A 19981-nucleotide genomic window follows, 5' to 3' on the forward strand; every position below is an offset into this window, starting at 1 on the left:
GAGATGGGCGCGCTTTCGCGTTTTCTCGCTAACCCGTTTCGACGCTTATGATATTTTAGAAAGACAAAACTTCACCGCAACCTGCGGCTAGCCATTGATTGCAAACGACTGGATATGGGCGTACAGGAAAACTTCGAAACTCTCCCTCTCAAAGATTTTACCGAAAAGGCTTACCTCGATTACTCGATGTACGTCATTCTGGACCGGGCGCTGCCGCACATCGGCGACGGCTTGAAGCCGGTGCAACGGCGCATCGTCTATGCGATGTCCGAACTGGGTCTGACAGCTCTAGCTAAATACAAGAAATCGGCGCGTACCGTCGGTGACGTATTGGGTAAATATCATCCGCACGGTGATTCAGCCTGCTACGAGGCAATGGTGTTGATGGCTCAGGATTTTTCCTACCGTTATCCGTTGATCGACGGGCAAGGCAACTGGGGCTCGCCCGACGATCCCAAATCCTTCGCGGCGATGCGTTATACCGAATCGCGGCTGACCGCCTACGCGCAAACCCTGCTCAGCGAGTTGGGCCAGGGCACGGTGGATTGGGTGGACAATTTCGATGGCACGCTGGAAGAGCCATCGCTGCTGCCGGCGCGCTTGCCCAATGTGCTTTTGAACGGGACCACCGGTATCGCGGTGGGCATGGCGACCGATATTCCACCGCACAATCTGCGGGAAGTGGCCGCCGCCGTCCTCCAACTGCTCGACGAGCCGGAGACGCCGCTGGAAAGCTTGCTGGCGCATATCAAGGGTCCGGACTTCCCGACCGACGCGGAAATCGTCACGCCGGCCGCCGATTTGCAAAAGCTGTATTTGACCGGTAACGGCTCGGTGAAAATGCGCGCGAAATACGAGGTCGAAGACGGCAATATCGTCATCACCGCGTTGCCACATCAAGTGTCCGGCGCGAAATTGTTGGAGCAGATCGCCGCGCAGATGTTGGCGAAAAAACTGCCCATGATCGAGGACCTGCGCGACGAGTCCGATCACGAAAATCCGACCCGCTTGTTAATCATCCCCAAGACCAAGCGTACCGATGTCGACGCCGTGATGTCGCATCTGTTCGCTACGACCGATCTGGAGAAAAACTTTCGGGTCAACCTGAACATGATCGGTCTGAACGGCAAACCGCAAGTGAAAAATCTGCGGCAAATTCTGACCGAGTGGATTTCGTTCCGAACCGAAACCGTGCGTCGGCGTTTGCAATTCCGTTTGGACAAGGTCCTGGCGCGCCTGCACATCCTGGAAGGTTTGCTGATCGCCTACCTGAACATCGACGAAGTGATCGCGATCATTCGCCGGGAAGATCATCCCAAGCCAGTATTGATGGCGCGCTTCGGTTTGAGCGACGTGCAGGCGGAAGCGATTCTGGAATTGAAGCTGCGCCACTTGGCGAAATTGGAAGAAATGAAGATTCGCGGCGAGCAGGACGAGTTGGAGCGGGAGCGGGAGGAGTTGGAAAAGACTCTTGGCTCCGCGCATTTGCTGAACCGCTTGATCCGAAAGGAAATCGAGCGCGACGCCGAGAAATACGGCGACGCCCGTCGTTCGCCGATTGTGGCCCGCGAAGCCGCCCAAGCCCTGGATACCACGGAGCTGATCGCCAACGAACCGGTGACCATCATCTTGTCTCAGAAGGGCTGGATTCGCGCGGCAAAAGGATACGACATCGAAGTCGAGGGCCTAAGTTATCGGGCCGGAGACGGCTATTTGTCGTCGGCCAAGGGGCGAACTACCTTGCCGGCCTATGTGCTCGATTCGACCGGTCGGGTGTACACGATTACCACCCACGACCTGCCGTCGGCGCGTAGTCAAGGCGAACCGTTGACCGGGCGGCTGAATCCGCCTCCAGGCAGCATCTTCACCGACGTGTTTACCGGGCAGGCCGAGGATTGGGTGTTGATGAGCAGCAGCGCCGGTTACGGGTTCCGGGTGCAATTAAAGGAACTTTACGGCAAGAACAAGGCCGGCAAAGCGGTCTTGACCGTACCGGATAAGGCCGAAGTCATGACGCCGACGCCGATTCCGCGGGACGCCGAGTCGCTGGCGGTAGCGACCTTGCAAGGCCGCTTGCTGATCTTCCCGGTCGCAGATTTACCGGAATTGGCAAAGGGCAAGGGTAACAAGCTGATTCAGATTCCGTCCGCCGATCTGGCATCCGGTAAGGATGCGGTGGTCGCGGTGACGGCCTTGGCGACCCACGGTGAGCTGAAAATTCTGTCCGGCAAGCGGTTCGTCACGTTGAAGGCCATCGACATCGCTCAATACTCCGGCAGCCGCGCCAACCGCGGAAATATATTGCCTAGAGGCTTTCAAAAAGTCGATGGATTGGAAAGTGTGGTTTGATTCAGATGCGGTGGTGTTTTCGGGAACCGACACGTCTGCCGCGCTCGGTAACGTAAAAAGTGGTTGACGTGGCTTGGATGGATAGGTAAGATGTCGGTCTTTCCGGTGCTCATGCGAGTGGCGGGGAGAAAACAAGATCAATTCGGGGTATAGCGCAGTCTGGTAGCGCGTCTGCTTTGGGAGCAGAATGTCGGGAGTTCGAATCTCTCTACCCCGACCAAGTTTTGCGCTTGTAGCTCAGCCGGATAGAGCATCGGCCTTCTAAGCCGAGGGTCGCAGGTTCGAGTCCTGCCAAGCGTGCCATTGCAAATTCACGTTATGGTGAGCGTAGCTCAGTTGGTAGAGCCCCGGATTGTGATTCCGGTTGTCGTGGGTTCGAGCCCCATCGTTCACCCCAGTAAAATCAGCGCCTTGCAAGTGTTGCTCTCCGCTTTAAAAAGCCATCAGGCATCTTAATAGATTGCTGTTGCTGGCGTCGCCTTCTAAAAAACAAATCCCTCCCTGTAAAGCCTGCACGCGGTGCTCTAATAAATTAGGTCTCCCGTAACTGCTCTGCGGCAAAGCTGTCAATTGTCGATGGCAAATCAAAAGGTAACCTCTGAATTTTCGGCGTCAGCATTGGTAGATGACTTTTGCGTTTTGTTGCTGTATCGCTAATGTATTGTTAACAAATAGCTTATTCAACTCCCTGTAGTCGTATATTCTTCGATGCATGGTATCTGATTCTGCATTCGCCAACATTGGGTGCTAATCCGAGAAGCGCAGGATGAGCGGCAACGCCGGTTTTTGGCGGCTGTGGATGCCAAAGTTCTGGGATGTGGCGGTAATCAGCCGTTTCTGCCCTGTGCTTTGCTTGACATGGCTGGCGTAGACCTCGGCTGGTCTTGAGCCGTGCCACTCCAAAGCCGCATATGGGCTTTGCCACTCAATGCCGGTGCTTTGCGCAACGAGTTCCGGCTGAAGCGACGCATCCATTGCCATCTCGCGCCGCTCTGTTTAAGACTGCCGAACTCGCCCTAGTTGTTTTCTGACACCACACAAACGGTGAGCTTGGCTGAGCTACAGCCCAACGGGGTATGTTAGGTGTCGGGCTCTAGCTTCTTAAAAGTTAATCGACCTCTTTCCGCCGCCTCTCGCACAGCATCTTGCATTCGCCGGGGCGATGCGGCAGTTTCATGATCGTTCCGTGAAGTGTTTTGGCAAGTAGTAGCCAGATAGAAAGCTGAGCATTGGAAGGGCAAGCGATGCCGGGCCATGTGCATACGCTGATCTTGCAATTGCCAAAAATTTCGATGTCGCAGATTATTGACGACATCAAAGGCAAGAGCGCAATTCATTTGCCCAGGCTCTAACGCGAGAAAAAGCGCGACTTCGCGCGGCAGCATTACGGGGCGTGACGGTATTTTGTTTAGATGGCCGGCAGGGGGATGGACCGGGAAAGTTTCCGGCATCAAGGGCAGGAAGACCCGCGAATGGCGTAAATACACCTTTGGCCACGAGTCGCCACCGATTGGTAGTTAACGATAAGGACGCGCGTTAGTGGTCGCATTATAAATTTCCCGGCCTTGCGGAGGATTTTTACTATCCTTAATTGTCAGTTAACTGAGGCGCATACTGTCACGCTAGATATTACAAGTTAACGAAATTATTCGATGATTTTCTTAAATTTAAGAGGGTTGTGCTATCAGTAGCATGGTAAATCACGTGGATCACTCGCTAACGCCTTTACAAAAAGCCTTTTTGGCGATTGAAAGATTACAGGCTAAGTTAGAACATTATCAGCGCTCGCAGACTGAGCCGATTGCCGTTATCGGTATGGCTTGCCGTTTTCCGGGAAAAGCCGACTCCGTCGAGCAATACTGGCAAATGCTGCAGGACGAAGTGGATGCGGTCGGTCCCATCCCTAAAGAGCGCTGGGACCATTCTTTATTTTTCGATCCTAGCGGTGAAAGGCCGGGTAGCACCTATGTCGGCGAAGCGGCGTTTCTGCAGCAAATCGACGGTTTCGACGCGGAATTCTTCGCCATTCCTCCCCGCGAAGCCAACAGCCTGGACCCTCAGCAGCGCCTGTTACTGGAGCTCGCCCACGAAACCTTACAGCATGCCGGCATTGCCAGCCGACGCTTGAAGAACAGTCAAACCGGTGTATTTATTGGTATCGGCCAGCAAGACTATTTACATCTATTACGTGAGTCGGGGGATATGGCCGGCGCCGAACTTTATACCGGTACCGGTAACGGATTTTGTTTTGCTTCGGGTCGGTTGTCTTATCAACTAGGTCTGCAAGGCCCTAGTTTTTCTATCGATACCGCTTGTTCTTCTTCGCTGGTGGCTTTGCATCAGGCTTGTTTAAGTCTACGGGCTCAAGAGTGCGATTTGGCCTTAACCGGCGGTGTGCAATTGATGCTGTCGCCCAGCGCATTTGTGTTGATGTCGGCAGCCAAAGCCTTGGCTAAAGACGGCCGCTGCAAGAGTTTCGCCGCCTCGGCCGACGGCTACGGGCGCGGCGAAGGTGCGGGCATGCTGGCGCTGAAACGTTTGTCCGACGCCCAACGCGACGGTGACCGAGTCTTGGCGGTGATCCGCGGTTCCGCCGTTGACCACGACGGCCGCAGCAGCGGCTTAACGGTGCCAAACGGCCGGGCTCAAGAACTGTTATTGAAAAAATTATTGCAAACGGCTAATGCGCGGGCCGACGAGATTGCGTATATCGAAACTCACGGTACCGGGACTTCGCTCGGCGATCCCATCGAATACCAGGCTTTGGCCGAGGTACTGCGCAAGCAGTCAACCGAGCCATTATTGTTGGGTTCGGTGAAAACCAATATCGGCCATTTGGAAGCCGCGGCAGGAATCGCCGGTTTAATTAAACTGATCTTGGCGATAGGCCATAACCGGATTCCGGCCAGCTTGCATTTCGACCAGCCCAATCCGGCCATTCCCTGGCAGGATTATCCGCTGAAAGTTGCAACACAGGCTGCGGCCTGGCCGCTACCGTCCAAAGCGGGGATCGTCAGTTCGTTCGGCTTGAGCGGCACCAATGCCCAGGTACTCGTGGCGGCGGCCGATTGCCAGCAAACCGCCGTGTCGAGCGATGCGGAAGGCAGCTATTTGTTCAAATTGTCGGCCAAATCGGAACCGGCTTTGCAGGATTGGCTGGCAAGCCACCTTAAGCAATTGGCTACATTAAAAGCTGAAGACTTGGCGGATTTTTGCTTCAGCGCCAATATCGGCCGAGACGATTTTAATTGGCGACTGGCTGCGGTAGTCGATAGCGTCGAACAGTTGCAAGGGTTTTTACAAACCTCGTTGGCGGAAAAAACTTGGCAATCGAATCTTAAAGCGCCTATTGCACCGGTATTTTTATTCGCCGGACAAGGCAGTGTTAGAGCCGGTGCCGGATGGGCCTTATACAACGGGCAGCCGGTATTCAAGGCCGCCTTGGATGCTTGCGACGCCGAATTGGTTAAACAAAATCGGACTCAAGTTACTGAATTGCTTTATGGCGACCAAGCCTCGGTTCGTTTGGAGCAGACCGAGCACGAGCAAGTGGCTTTATTCGCGTTGCAATACGCATTGGCCAAGATGTGGCTGTCGTGGGGGGTAAAGCCCGCCATGGTGTTGGGCCATAGCTTGGGCGAATATGCCGCGGCTTGTATCGCCGGGGTATTCGATTTGCAGGCGGCCTTGCGCTTGGTGGTTTGCCGAGGCCGGTTGATGCAGGCCTTGCCGGAAGACGGCGCCATGCTGGCCGTCTACGCCAATGAGGAACAAGTCCGTCAATTGCTCAGCGGTCTGGAATCCAAACTGGCTATTGCCGCGGTTAACGCCGACCAGCAGATTGTGGTGTCCGGTGCCGGCGAAGCGATTCACGATTTTACCGTGCGGGCCCGGCAACAGGATTGGTTTACTAAAGTCTTGCCGGTCAAGCGGGGTTTTCACTCGCCCCAGGTCGATAGCATGTTGGCGGATTTCGAAACCTGTTTGCACGGGATTGCCTTCAATAAACCGCAATGGCCGTTTATTTCAACGCTGACCGGCAAAGCGGAAAGCGAAGTCTTGCGTAGCGTCGACTATTGGCTTCGGCATGTCAGGCAGCCGGTTTTATTCAAACAGGCATTGACGGCGGCCGCGCGACTAGGTGCTAATTTCTTTATCGAATTTGGCGGTCGGCCGGTATTGAGTAGCCTGGTGCAACAAACGAATCTTGCCGGCGCGTGTTCCCTGGATGCCAAGGGCAACGACTGGCGCGCCTGCCAACAAGTCGCGGCGGTTTTATACCAAGCCGGCCACGACTTGGATTGGCCAAGCGTTTACCAAGGCCGGCGCCGGCGCTTGCTGAGTTTGCCGAATTATCCGTGGCAAAGACAGCGCTATTGGTTCAGCCCAAGACCGGTTAAAGCTGATGTCTCGCTAGGCGAGAGCATCCATCCGATGTTGCAACAAGCGATAACGTCGCCCTTCTGGACGGGGGATTTGTACCAAGGCCGGATGGCTTGCCGGCATTTGCCGTTCTTACTCGATCATAAAGTCTTCGATCGGGTGGTGGTCGCGGGTGCGTGTCACTTGTCGGCCTTGATTGCGGTCGGCCGGGAGCGCTACCCGATGTTGGCGTTCAAGATCCAAGATATCGAGTTTATCGAAGCCCTGCAACTGGCGGAACAGGAACAGCGCTTATTACAGCTGGGACTGACGCCGCTGGGCGAGCGGCAATATCAAGTTAAAGTGATTAGCTTGTTCGAGGAAAAGCCTGCCGAGTTTACCGAGCATCTGACGGCGTCGATGGTAGCGGCCTCGGCTGACTTCGCCGTTCTCGATTTGCAGGAGCTACGCCGGCAATGTCCGGAAGCAGTCGATGTGCAACACTTCTATCAATTGCTGACGCTGCAACACGTGCAATTGGGCGAAAGTTTTCGCTGGTTCGAGCAATTATTCAAAGGCAAACATCAGGCTTTGGCCAGGATTCGTCCCTTGACAGCTCAGGATAAGACCTTCGGACTGCCGCCCGGACTTATCGATGCCTGTTTTCAATTATTGGGCGCCGCCGTGCCGGAGCAATACACCGAGACTTACATACCCGTGGCCGTCGAGCAATTGCAATTGGCGGCGGAAAACCGCTTGACCCAGTTATGGTGCCATGCGTGCTTGACGGATGGGGAAGTCGGCCAGCAAGGCAGCATTCAAGGCCGGGTGACAGTATTCAACGAATCGGGGCAAGTGCTTGCCGAGTTGTCTGCTGCTACCTTGCGTAAAGCCAATAGCAAGTCGATGCAGCAAGCCTTGACCGCAGAAAAAAACGCTTACGCCTTAACTTGGCGTCAAACCGAGGTGCTGTCTAAGGCGACAGTCGAACCGGTTGCGTCGCGATGGCTGGTGACAGGGAATGCCTTGGCCAAAGCGCTCGCCGATACGGCGGCGTGGGCGCAATGGCTGGATTTTGATACCTTTATGGCTTACGATCTTAGCGCCGAAGGTGTGTTGCTGGGTTTGGATAGCAATTCCTTGGCCGAGGATATGGCCTGGCAAGCTGGGCAAAACGCCGATGTTTTATTGCGATTTTTGCAAAAGGCCGCCGCCATCGGCGAACAGGCCGGGGTCAAAATAGCGCTGTTAAGCCGGCAAGCCAGGCCGGTTACTGATACAGATGGGCTCGATCCGACTCTCGAGGGCTTATCCGGGTTATTGCGTAGTTTTAACCACGAGTATCCGCTAAATCCTTGCCAATGGTTGGATTGGGATGAAACCCGGCTTACCGCCGAGCATGTCGTGGCAGTTTTAACGCGTCACGCGCAAGAAACCGAAATCGCTTTACGCGGTGACTCTTGTTTTTCGCCGCGGTTGCATACGTTTAGCGTCGCCCAAAAACCGGGTTTTAGCGCGCGGGGCACTTATTTACTGACCGGCGGTTCCGGGGCTTTGGCATTGCAAACGGCGCACTGGTTGGCGGAAAAAGGCGTCGCTAAACTGGTTTTGATCTCGCGCCACGGCATTCCGGACAGTGGCAAAGACCGGTTAGACGCGATTTTGCGTTTAGGTGCCGAAGTGATCGAGCTTAAAGCCGATATTGCCGATGCGCAACAAGTACAAGCCATTTTGACTGAGCATGGCGAAGATTTACGTGGGATTTTCCATGCCGCCGGGGTGTTGCAGGACAGCGTTGTGGCCAATCTGGATAGTGAACGGCTGGCGCAAGTGCTGAAACCCAAAGTCTTTGGCTTATGGAATTTGCATCGTTTTAGCCAGGGATTGAACCTGGATTGTTTCGTGGCCTATTCCTCGATGGCGGCCTGGTTGGGCGCGCCCGGACAAGGCAATTATGCGATGGCCAATGGTTTTATGGATGCCTTGATGCAATGGCGGCGGCGGCAAGGCTTGCCGGGCTTGAGTATGGGCTGGGGGCCTTGGGCCGGCGCGGGCATGGCCGATATTCAAACTGCCGATAGTTTGGCTTTGGCGGGGATCGGCAAATTAAGCGCCGAGCAAGCGTTTGCGTTTCTCGAGCGGCTTTTGTCCGACAATCGAGAGCGTCTTCCGGCGCCGGTCGGTTTATTCAATGTCGATTGGCGGCACTTCAAATTTAACCGTTCGTCGTTGACCAAAGCCTTCGAGCCGGTTGAGCAAAACCGACAGACCCTGGCCGAACAGCTTGGCCTGTTGCCGCTCGAGCAGCGGCGGCGGTTTTTGCAACGGCATTTGACCGAGCATGTCGCTGCGGTGCTTGGCTTGCACGACCTTGGGCAATTGGCTGCGGGAATCGGGTTTGCCGAGTTGGGCATGGATTCTTTGATGACGCTGGAATTACGCAATCGTTTGCAAAAATCCACCCAGACGGCTTTACCATCCACGCTGGCGTTCAAATATCCGTCGGTCGACGAATTATTCGAATTTATCAGCCTAGAGGTTTTCCCGGCGTTGTTCAGCGAGCAGGCCGGACAGGAAAAGTCGCCGACGGAAGCGTTTGATCAGGAAGAAGAGGATATTGCGGTGCTGTTGGAGCGGGAATTGTCGAAATGGGATAGCGGACAGAGCGATGACTGAGTCGGAGAAACAACAAGCCTTAATGCGCAGGGCCTTGGACGAGTTGCGAGAGTTGCGCGGCCAGTTGGTCCACTATCAACAGGCCGCGCACGAGCCGATCGCCGTGCTGGCGATCGGGTGCCGTTTTCCCGGCGCTTGCGATTCTCCCGAGGCTTTATGGCAGTTTTTAGCGGAAGGCAAAAATGCCCGTGGCGAAGTACCGGAACAGCGCTGGTCGCTAGCCGAATATTATGCCGAACCGGCTCAAACGCCTGGCAAAATCAGCAGCCGTTACGGCGCTTTTTTAAGCGATATCGACCGCTTCGATGCCGATTTTTTTGCCATTGCCGCTCGTGAAGCCGAACAGATGGACCCGCAGCAACGCTTGTTGCTGGAAACCAGCTGGCAAGCTTTCGAGCGCGCCGGCATTCATCCCAAAACCTTACGCAATAGCCGTAGCGGGGTGTATATCGGTTGCATGACGCAGGAATATGCCGAGCTGATCAAGGACGACAGCGCCATCGACGTGCATACCGGTACCGGCAACGCGCCGAGTATTCTGGCCGGCCGCTTGGCCTATTATTACGGTATGCAAGGCCCGGCGATGGTCATCGATACCGCGTGTTCTTCATCGTTGTTGGCGGTGCATTTGGCGGTGAAAAGCCTGCGCGGCAACGAAATCGATATGGCCTTGGTTGGCGGCGTTAATTTGCAGCTATCGCCGCGTGCCGCGATTACCGAAAGTCAGGCGATGATGCTTGCGGCGGACGGCTTGTGCAAAACCTTCGATGCGAAGGCCGACGGCATCGGTCGTGGCGACGGTGTTGGGCTGGTGGTATTGAAGCGGCTTAGTGATGCGTTGGCGGCAGGCGATCCGATTTGCGCGGTGATCAAAGGCAGCGCCGCCAATCACGACGGCCGTAGCAGCGGTTTGACCGTACCTAGCGAACGGGCACAGGAAGCCGTATTGAAAGCGGCCTTGGCCGATGCGCTGTTGACGGCGGCCGATGTCGGTTATATCGAAGCTCACGGCACCGGCACGGCCTTGGGCGATCCGATCGAGGTCGGCGCCTTGAACAGCGTCCTGGGCGGCGATAGAGCCGAGGTCAATCCGCTTTATATCGGTTCCTTGAAAACCAATTTCGGTCATATGGAAGGCGCGGCGGGGATTGCCGGTTTGATTAAGGTCGTCTTGATGTTGCAACAGCGCATGCTGCTGCCGCATTTAAACTTTACCACCCCCAGCGCCCATATTCCCTGGCAAGCAATACCGTTGAAAGTGGTTACCGGGTTGGCGCCGTGGCCGGTAGCGGAAGGGCAAAGTCGGGTGGCCGGCGTTAGCGCCTTTGGTTTGAGCGGCACCAATGCGCACGTATTGCTGGCGGAAGCGCCGGCTCGGAATGCGGAACACCCTGCTGAACGGGGCCGGGGTTTGGCGCTAAAGCTCTCGGCCAACAGCGAGGCTTCCTTAACGGCGCTGGCGGCGGCCTATCAACACTGGCTGGCTGCGCACGATGCCGATTTACATGCGGTGTGTTATCGCGCCGCCGTTAGCCGGGCGGATTTGAAACACCGCGCGCTGATCGTCGCCACCGACCGACAGCAGATCGAACAGGCTTTGTCGGCGTTAGCAACAGGTCGGGACGATGGGCGTTTATACCGCTCCGGGCAAGGCCGGCAAAAGCCAAAATTGGCGATGGTGTTCAGCGGTCAGGGTTCGCAGTATCCCGGCATGGCCCAAGATTTATACCGGCGCTGGCCGGTTTTCAGGCAAACCATCGATCAATGCGCCGAATATTTGCAAAAATCTTTGCCTATACCGCTGCAGCAACTGTTATTCGACAGCAGCGACGCGCAATTGCAACAAACCTGCTATGCGCAGCCGGCCATTTTCGCGGTCGATTACGCGCTGTTTCGCCTATGGCAGTCTTGGGGCATAGAGCCGGATGCGGTGATGGGGCACAGTCTGGGCGAATACGTCGCCGCTTGCGTCGCCGGCGTATTCAGCTTGGAACAGGCTATAAACTTGGTGGTAGCCCGGGCGCAACTGATGCAGCAAGCCCCGAGCGGAGGCGCGATGCTGGCTGTCGCGGCAGGCCGCGAAGAGGTTGGCACGTTATTGGCGGCTAACTGGCCGGAGTTGGACATCGCGGCGGTCAATTCGCCTAGGCATTGCGTCTTGGCGGGCTCTAGCGTACTGATCGAGCAGGCCAGGCAATATTTTTCGGAGAGTGCCGTACAGTGTACGCCGCTAGCGGTCTCGCATGCTTTTCACTCCCGGATGATGGAGCCAGTATTACCGGCGTTGAGGCAGGTCTTCGGACAAGCGGCGTACGGCAAAGCCTTCATGCCGCTGGTTTCCAATGTCACCGGACGAATCATCGGCGATGACATCGTTTGGGCCGATTATTGGCTGCAACATTGTCGGCAACCGGTCGCCTTTGCCGACAATGTGGGCGCGTTACGGCAATTGGGTTGCGACGTGTTTTTGGAATGCGGAGCGAAGCCGGTTTTGGCGCCGATGTTGTCGGCCAACGCGATCGAGGCGGAGCGGATATTTGCCAGTTTGCAGCCCAAGCAAGCCGATAGTGTGCTGTATTGCGCGGCCCGTTTATATACCGGCGGTTTTGATTTGAATTGGCAAGCGATTTTCGGCGAAGAGCCTAGCGCGTGTTGCCCGCCGCTACCGGTGTACCCTTTTTCCGGTAAACGTTATTGGCTGCCCGACAGCGCGTTAAAAAGTAGACGAGTAGAAACAACGCAAACCTTATCGCCGTTGCTGAGCAAGCGTTTGGAGCTAGCCGATTCGGAGTCGGTTTATTTCGAAACTTGGCTGGCGCCGAGGGAACAGGTTTATTTGAGCGAACACCAAGTCTTCGGCCGGCTATTGGCACCGTTGGCGGTGTTGCTGGAAATATTGTGCGAAGCCGGGCAACAGTTGAGTAAATCGTCGGCCCTGGCGCTGAAAAATCTGCGGATCGAACGGCCTTTGCTTTTGTCGCGGGATAGCGAAACTCAGTTGCAAATTAAGGCTAAGGCCGTCGGCGGCCAATATCAACTCGGTATTTTTTCCCGCTTGGACGCTGCCGGCTGGCATCGTCATATCAGCGCCGAAACCGACGTTTGCATGAGCTTTAAAGATTTCGAAGCGCCGGCGGCTGACGACGAGCGGCAAAGCCTTGCAGCGGACAAGCTCTACCGGCAATTTCGGCAAAAAGACATCGTGTACGGCGAGACCTTTAAAGTGTTGGAGAGCATTGAGATCGCCGGACAGACGGTCTTTGCCGGCTTTAAACCCAGAGCATGTGAACCGGGACATCTCTTGCATCCGGCTATTTGGGATGGTTGTCTGCAAACCGCCGGCATAGCGGTCGGCGAAACCGCCGGCGACGAAACCTGGCTACCGGTCGCGATAGCACGTATCGATTTTTACCGGCCGCTCGAGTTTGGCGGTGCATGCTTTGCCAGATTGTCGGCCAGAACGGACCGAGCTTGTCAGGTCGATGTGATCCTGAAAGACCGTGATAACCTGACATTGGCTATGCAAGGCGTCAGTTTTCAGCCATTAGCCAAACAAGCGTTGGCGGTAGCGGCGGATCAACGGCCGGAGGATTGGCTTTGTCGGCCGGGTTGGACATTGCTAGCCGATACCGAACTGACCGAACAGCCGGCTGGCGAGCACGTTTTGTGCATCGGCACGGTAACGGCAAACCGGTTGTTGGCTAAATTACGGACCCAAGTCGTGGGCTTGAGCTTGATGAGTCCCGAACAGTTGCGAGATTCCGGGTATTGGCAGACTTTTTCGGCAAGCTCGAAACCCTTGCATTTGGTTTATTGCGCCGAGGACTTTTTAGGCCAAGAGGACAGCAGCGTCTGTTTAGGCTTTTTAACGTTGGTTCAGACGTTGGAAATCCGGAATATAGCGGCTAAAGTCACTCTGCTGACTCGGGGAGGCGCTGTGATCGACCTCGAGGCCGTTTGCCCGAAACAAAGCGCTTGCGTGGCTTTGCTTAAGACCGCGGCACTGGAGTTTCCGCAGCGGATTTGGCAAGCATTGGATGTAGACGCTATCGATACCGCCGAAAATGGCAAGCTGGCGCGGTTGTTGTCCGGCATCAGCGGCGAACAACAGTTGGCCTTGCGGGGCGGGCAATGTTATGCCGCGAGATTGTTGCCTTGGCGTCCGGAAAACCGCGCGGCATTAACCATAGCGGCCGACAAGACGTATTTGGTTACCGGCGGTTCCGGCGCCTTGGGCTTTGCGGTCGTGGAGTGGCTGGTTGAACACGGCGCGGATAGCGTGCTGATTGCCAGCCGCAAGGGCTTAACCGCCATCGACCCGTTGAAGTTGCAGGCATTGGCAGCTCAAGGCGCGAAAATTATCGGAGTCGCGGCCGACTTGGCGCAAGCGGAAGGCGTCAGCGCTTTGATGACGCAATTACAGTCCTTGCCGCCCTTGGCCGGCATTGTCCATGCCGCCGGCGCATTGAGCGATGCGTCTTTGTTGAAGATGAATCAAGCCGATTTCGAGCGGCCTTGGCGGGCTAAAGTCAGCGCGTTGCGGTTTTTAGATCAATCGTTCCCGGAACTGGCGTTTTTCGCGGTGTTTTCATCGTTGGCCGCATTGACCGGGGCGCCGGGGCAGGGCAATTATGCGGCGGCCAATGCCTATGCCGATGCGCTGATGCTGAACCGAAAACACCAAGGTTTAGCGGCGTTGACAATTAACTGGGGTGGCTGGAGCGGCGAGGGCATGCTGGCCGGTGCGGCTGAGGCGATGGCCGAAAAGGGCTTGGAGCTGATTCAACCGCGGCAGGGCTTGGCTTTATTCGAGCGTTTGTTGACTGAAGATTTACCGCAGGCGGCGGTGATGCCGGTGGACTGGCCGGCGTTTTTTGCCGCCTTACCGTTCGAGGTGCCGAATTATTATCGAACGATGGCGGCTAACGAGGCTGGCCACGATACTCAGTCGGAGAGTTTGATTCAACAATGGCGGCAAAGCGACGCTGCCCGGCGGCCGGCTTTATTGGAACAAGCCGTGCGGCAGGGAATCGCCCAGGTGTTGCGGAATCCGGAAAGCCTTGGGTTGGCGCCCCGGCAGCGTTTGTTCGATATCGGCTTCGACTCTTTATTGGCGATGGAGTTAAGCCGAAAATTAGGCCAGACGTTGGAATTGCGACTGGCCTCGACTATGCTTTTCGACTATCCGACCATTGAGGCGCTGTTGGCTTATCTTAGTCAACAGTTGGCAACGGAATTCGGCGCGGAAGAGGAGCCCTTGAGCGACAATCTCGACGATTTTTCGGAACAGCAGCTTTCGGCTTTATTGGAACGGCGTTTGGCGGCTATGGATTGAAGATGACCGAAAAGAGCGAACCGAAAACCGATTATCGAGCCTTGATGCTGGAGGCGTTGCGTAAGATCGATGCCTTGGAAGGAAAACTTAAAACCGCCCAACAATCGCGGGAAGCCATCGCCGTTGTCGGCATGGGCTGCCGATTTCCAGGGGCCGAGGGTTTGGCGGCATATTTGGATTTGTTGCGCCACGGGATGGACGCCATCGGGCCAATGCCGGCTTGGCGTTGGCGGGTGGACGATTATTTCAATGCCGATCCGGAACGACCAGGGAAAATGTATGTCCGCGAAGGCGGCTTCATCCAGCATTTGGATCGCTTCGATGCCGATTTTTTCGGCATTTCGCCGCGCGAGGCTATGGCCATGGACCCGCAACAACGCTTGTGGCTGGAAGTCTGCTGGGAAGCCTTGGAACATGCCAATATCGTTCCCGGCGATTTATTTTCCACGCAGACCGGGGTTTTCGTCGGCGCCAGTAGCTTTGATTTTGCCGCGGTTATGGCTAAAAAATTGCAGCCGGATCAGGTCGACGCTTATCTGGGCACCGGCGCTTCGCTGAATATTCTGGCCGGCCGTCTATCTTATTGGCTCGGTTTGACCGGGTCCAGCATGGCTATCGATACCGCGTGTTCCTCGTCCTTGGTCGCCGTTCATAACGCCTGCCAGAGTTTGCGCGCCGGCGAATGCACGATGGCGATCGCCGGCGGCGTCAATGTGATTTTGGCGCCCGAAACTTACGTGGCTTTCAGCCGCGCCGGTATGCTTTCCAAAGACGCACGATGCAAGACTTTTGCCGAAGACGCCGACGGTTTCATTCGCTCGGAAGGCTGCGGGGCTGTCGTATTAAAGCGCTTGTCCGACGCCGAAAAACAAGGCGACCGCATCTGGGCCGTGATTCGCGGCTCGGCCGTCAATCAAGACGGCGCCAGCGGCGGCTTGACGATACCGTCCGGCCCGTCCCAGCAGGCCGTGATCAATGCCGCCCTGACGACCGCCGGGGTGAAGGCCGAACAAGTCGGCTATATCGAGGCGCACGGTACCGGAACGCCGTTGGGCGACCCGATCGAAATGCGGGCCTTAGCCGCCTGCTACGGTAAACATCCTGACCGCAGCCCGGTGTACATTGCGTCGGTCAAAACCAATTTAGGCCATTTGGAAGCGGCCGCCGGGATTGCCGGTTTGATCAAGACCGCGTTGTCGCTGCACGAAGCCGAATTGTTCCCGCATTTGCATTTCAGCCGCCCCAGCTCGCATATCGATTGGCAGGCCTGGCCGGTAAATATTCCCTAACCCGCCAAGCTTGGCCCGCCGACGGGCAACCCCGGTTGGCGGCGGTCAGTTCGTTCGGTTTAAGCGGGACCAATGCTCATCTGATAATCGAACAAGCGCCGCCGTCCGAACCGATAGACGCAAGGGCGGCCGCGGGCGTAAACCTGTTGCTGTTATCCGCGAAAACCTTGCCGGCTTTGCAGCAACTGGCGTCCGATTATGCGACTCGGTTATTCGGCTCGGAAACTGCGGAGGTGGCCGATATTTGTTATACCGCCAATTCCCGGCGCTCGCGTTTTGCTCACCGTTTGGCCGTGACGGCCGATTCGGCGGCCGACTTCAAGTCGCGCTTACTGGCATTTGCGGAGCAGGGCGCCGCTTTTTCAAGCTATCGCCATGTCTCACGCGCCAAGCCTAAGGTTGGCTTCGCGTTTACCGGACAAGGTTCGCAATGGCCGGGGATGGCGGCGCAGTTGTACGACGTTTATCCGGAGTTTAGCCGGCAAATCGACTGCTGCGATCGGTTGCTGCGCCAGTTCAGTACCATCGATTTGAAGCGCTTGTTGCTCGAGCCATCGGCCGAGGACATTCATTTAAGTGCGAACGCTCAGCCGGCCTTGTTTGCCTTCGAATACGCCCTGGCCAAACAATGGCAAGCTTGGGGCGTAAATGCCGTTTGTCTGATCGGTCACAGCCTAGGCGAATACGTGGCGGCCTGTATTGCCGGCGTGTTCGATTTGGAACAAGGTTTGCGACTGATCGTAAAGCGGGCCGAACTGATGCAAGAAGCGCCCGGTCGGGGCGGCATGGCGGCGGTGTTTACGTTTGCCGAGCGCCTGCAAACGATGTTGGCCGACTTTCCAAGCTTGAGCATTGCCGCTTATAACAGTCCGGAAAATCAAGTGGTCTCCGGCGACGAGGCCCAACTGTCCGGATTTTTGCAAGTATGCGCCGAGCACGGCCTGGAATATCGCCGCCTTAACACCTCGCACGGTTTTCATTCGCCGTGCATGCAGCCCATATTAAAAGAATTTGCCGCCTGTTTTGCCGCGGTCGCGTTAAACGCCGCTTCGATTCCGATGATTGCCAATTTGACCGGCGGCCTTGCAAGCGCTGCTTACGCTCAGGCCGATTATTGGTTACGGCATTTGCGCCAGCCGGTGCTATTTCAACAAAGCCTGGAGACCTTGGCGCGGCAGGATGTGGATTTATGGCTGGAAATCGGTCCTAAGCCGGTGTTGACCGGCTTGATTCGGCAACAGGCGGCGAACGTGACTGCTGTTTCGGCTTGCCCCGGAAACGAAAGCTCATTTAACCAAGCCTTGGCCGAGGTCGTCGCTTCCGGTTTGGAATTGAATTGGCAATCGCTTAACGCCGGCCAACTGACGGATCTGCCCACTTACCCTTGGCAGCGCCAGCGTTATTGGCCCGATTGGTTCGAGTCTGAAGCGCTACCGCCGGTTGACCGGCAAGGCCGTTGGCTCAGTAGTCCGGCCTTTGCGGAAAATAGCAGTGTTTACGCCTGGACATTAAGTCTTGCTAGCCAGCCTTGGCTAAGCGAACACCGGGTTTATGGTTTGGTTGTCGCGCCGCTGGCCTTGTTGATCGCCACGATTTACCAAGCGTTGTTCAAGCGCGATGGTCACAAGGGCTTTGCGATCGTCGATCTGGAAATAGAACGTGCGCTGCTGATTCCCGAGCGTGAGTCTGTCGACGTGCAATTGATATTCAGCGGCGTGGGCGACTCGGCTGACTTGAAAATAGTCAGCCGGGAGGAAGGTGGCGAGCAATGGAGGCAGCATCTCAGCGCTGCCCTGCAACCGCTGAGCGAAAGTATCGATACTACGGCCGTGTCGTCAGGATTGCCGGAACAAGGGGACGAATACTCAGCAGAGCAATTTTATCGCTTGTTTGCCGAGCACGGTTTGCAATACGGGCCGCGTTTTCGAGGCATCGCCAAGCTTTGGCAACAGCAAGGCCGGGCTGTTGCCCGGCTCGATCAACGGTTGGTGGACTCCGCCGCGCTTGATACGGTCGTACTCGATTCGGCGCTGCAATTGATGGCCGCGGTGTTCGAACCGGACGGCGGGGGGTTGCGTTTGCCGGTGCGTATCCGGCGGATCGAATGCTGGCGAGGGGATTTTGCCGATAGTTGTTGGGCTAGCGCTACCTTGAATGATTCAGGGCAGACCGATTTGGCGATATTCAACGCTCAGCGGCAATTGCAGTTTTCGATTGCCGGCGTCGAAGTGGCGACTGTCAGCGAAAGTCGTTTGAAACAAATGCTGTCGCCCATGCCCGATTGGTTCTATCAACCAGTTTGGCGGCCGCATCGTGCCATGGTTGGACAGGGCGGAAAGTCCTGGCTTTTCATTGCCGACCAAGACCAGCCGGCGTTGCTCAACTCGCTAATCAGGCACGGCCATAGGGTTAGCGCCTTGAGTTTCGATCGGCTGAGTGCCGACGATTTAATCGGCGTCGATGAGTTGGTCGATTTGAGCGGGTTTTTAGCGGCGGATGGCGCGGCACATGCCATGGCGGCGCCGGGGCAGTTGTTGGCCTTGCTGCCGTTGTTGCAAGGCCATCGCCTGAATTTGACGCTGACGACCCGCAACGCGCAAGGCGAATTTTGCCGACAAATGAATTATGGCGGTGCCGCGTTGTGGGGGATGGCGGCGGTTTTGTTCCGGGAGCATGGCGAGCTGAAACCGCGCATCATCGATGCCGATAGCACTGAGGCATTGCTAGCGGGCTTATTGGACAACAGCGGCGAGCAACGCTTGGCCGCGATAGGCGATAGCTTATGGGGGCAGCGTTTACAGCGATATAAACCGCTGGCCGAAACGCCGGTGGAGATCGATCAACAGGCCAGTTACCTGGTGAGCGGCGGTTTGGGCGATTTAGGGTTAACGACCGCTTGTTGGTTGATCGAGCAAGGTGCCCGCCATCTTTATCTGAGCAGTCGCCGGGAGCATGCGCGGTTGCCGAGCCGCTTGCTGGATTTGCAAGGCCAATATGCCGATCTCGAGTTAATCGTAATGACGCTGGACGTTTGCGAACCTCTGGCCGTCGAGCGGCTGTTTGCTACCATCGAACATAGCGGCAGGCCGCTAAAAGGCATTGTGCACTGCGCGGGTTTTACCGACGACGATCTGTTGCTAAAGCAATCGGCGTTGCGGTTGGCGCAATTGAATCGGGTCAAGTTACAAGCGGCGGTTTTGCTGGATCAAGCGTCCCGCAACCAACCGCTGGATTTTTTCTGGCTGTATTCGTCGTTGAACGCCTTGTTGGGCAATGTCGGCCAAGGCGCTTACGCGGCGGCCAATGCGGCGATGGACGCCTTGGCATGGCAACGCGGGCATGACGGCTTTCCGGCTCTGGCTATCGACTGGGGCCCTTGGCAGAGTGGGATACAGCAACAGAGCAGCGATGGGCTACGTGCATTTTGGCGCCAATCGGGTTTGGGCTTGATCGATGACGAACGCGCTGGAACGGTGTTGCAGGGGTTGCTCGGCGGCCGCCAGACCGGGCAAGTTTGCGTGGTGAATTGCGATTGGCGGCAGGCCGCCAAGAGCGCGGGGCATGGCGCGGCGGAGGGATTGCTGGCGGAACTGATGCCGGTTGTCGGCGTGGAGGCCGTTGACGGCGACGAATATTTGCGGGCTTTACGTTCCGCCGACTCAGAACAATCCAAGGCGATGTTGGGCGATTGGCTCAAGCGGCAATTGGCGGGAATCTTGAAATTATCGGCGGCGCAATGCGAATTGAGCCGCTCGTTGAGTTCTCTGGGTTTGGATTCCTTGGCCGCCGTGGAGTTACGCGCCGTCATGCGCAAAACCTTGCAAACCGAAGTGCCGGTCAGCCAGCTATTGCAGTGCGAAGGTTGGGGTTTGGTCGATTATCTGCAAGTGAACCTATTGCCGATAGAGCGGATTAAGACCGCCTCGATAGCCGAGGATGAAGATATGCTGGAGGGGGAAATTTGAGCGTG

General features: G+C 56.4%; 7 protein-coding genes and 3 tRNA genes. 9 read left to right on the plus strand and 1 reads right to left on the minus strand.

Features of this window, described 5'->3' with window-relative positions; genetic code table 11:
• Positions 1-114 precede the first annotated feature (114 nt).
• From parC to ACP4CD_RS20510, 4 genes are all read left to right on the plus strand, one after another.
• Positions 115-2349, plus strand: coding sequence for a DNA topoisomerase IV subunit A (gene parC / locus ACP4CD_RS20495; RefSeq protein WP_426992371.1), 2235 nt, complete (start codon positions 115-117; stop codon positions 2347-2349).
• A 143-nt stretch (positions 2350-2492) separates the two neighbouring features.
• A tRNA-Pro gene (locus ACP4CD_RS20500) sits at positions 2493-2569 on the plus strand.
• Positions 2570-2575: 6 nt separating this feature from the next.
• Positions 2576-2652: transfer RNA gene (locus ACP4CD_RS20505), tRNA-Arg, on the plus strand.
• Between the two features lie 18 nt (positions 2653-2670).
• A tRNA-His gene (locus ACP4CD_RS20510) sits at positions 2671-2746 on the plus strand.
• 350 nt (positions 2747-3096) lie between these two features.
• Here the strand turns inward: ACP4CD_RS20510 and ACP4CD_RS20515 are convergent.
• Positions 3097-3324 (minus strand): hypothetical protein, encoded by a 228-nt coding sequence (locus tag ACP4CD_RS20515; RefSeq protein WP_064024850.1) that lies wholly within the window; start codon positions 3322-3324, stop codon positions 3097-3099.
• Positions 3325-3578: 254 nt separating this feature from the next.
• Between ACP4CD_RS20515 and ACP4CD_RS20520 the strand changes: the two genes are divergently transcribed.
• The 5 genes from ACP4CD_RS20520 to ACP4CD_RS20540 all read left to right on the plus strand — a co-directional run bounded on the left by ACP4CD_RS20520 (position 3579) and on the right by ACP4CD_RS20540 (position 19976).
• Positions 3579-3701, plus strand: coding sequence for a transposase (locus tag ACP4CD_RS20520; RefSeq protein WP_083385627.1), 123 nt, complete (start codon positions 3579-3581; stop codon positions 3699-3701).
• 352 nt (positions 3702-4053) lie between these two features.
• Complete coding sequence (locus ACP4CD_RS20525; protein ID WP_426992372.1) at positions 4054-9387, plus strand: type I polyketide synthase; 5334 nt, start codon at positions 4054-4056, stop codon at positions 9385-9387.
• Entirely contained in the window at positions 9380-14722 is a 5343-nt protein-coding gene (locus ACP4CD_RS20530) for an SDR family NAD(P)-dependent oxidoreductase (protein ID WP_426992373.1), read from the plus strand. Before ACP4CD_RS20525 ends, ACP4CD_RS20530 begins: the two co-directional genes overlap by 8 nt.
• Before the next feature lie 2 nt (positions 14723-14724).
• On the plus strand, positions 14725-16011 hold the full coding sequence (locus ACP4CD_RS20535) for a type I polyketide synthase (RefSeq protein WP_426992374.1): 1287 nt from the start codon (positions 14725-14727) through the stop codon (positions 16009-16011).
• Positions 15981-19976, plus strand: coding sequence for an acyltransferase domain-containing protein (locus ACP4CD_RS20540; protein WP_426992375.1), 3996 nt, complete (start codon positions 15981-15983; stop codon positions 19974-19976). The genes ACP4CD_RS20535 and ACP4CD_RS20540 overlap by 31 nt, the downstream gene beginning before the upstream one ends.
• The last annotated feature ends 5 nt before the right edge of the window (positions 19977-19981 follow it).

Source organism: Methylomonas stagni (assembly GCF_050154735.1).
GTDB lineage: Bacteria > Pseudomonadota > Gammaproteobacteria > Methylococcales > Methylomonadaceae > Methylomonas > Methylomonas koyamae_A.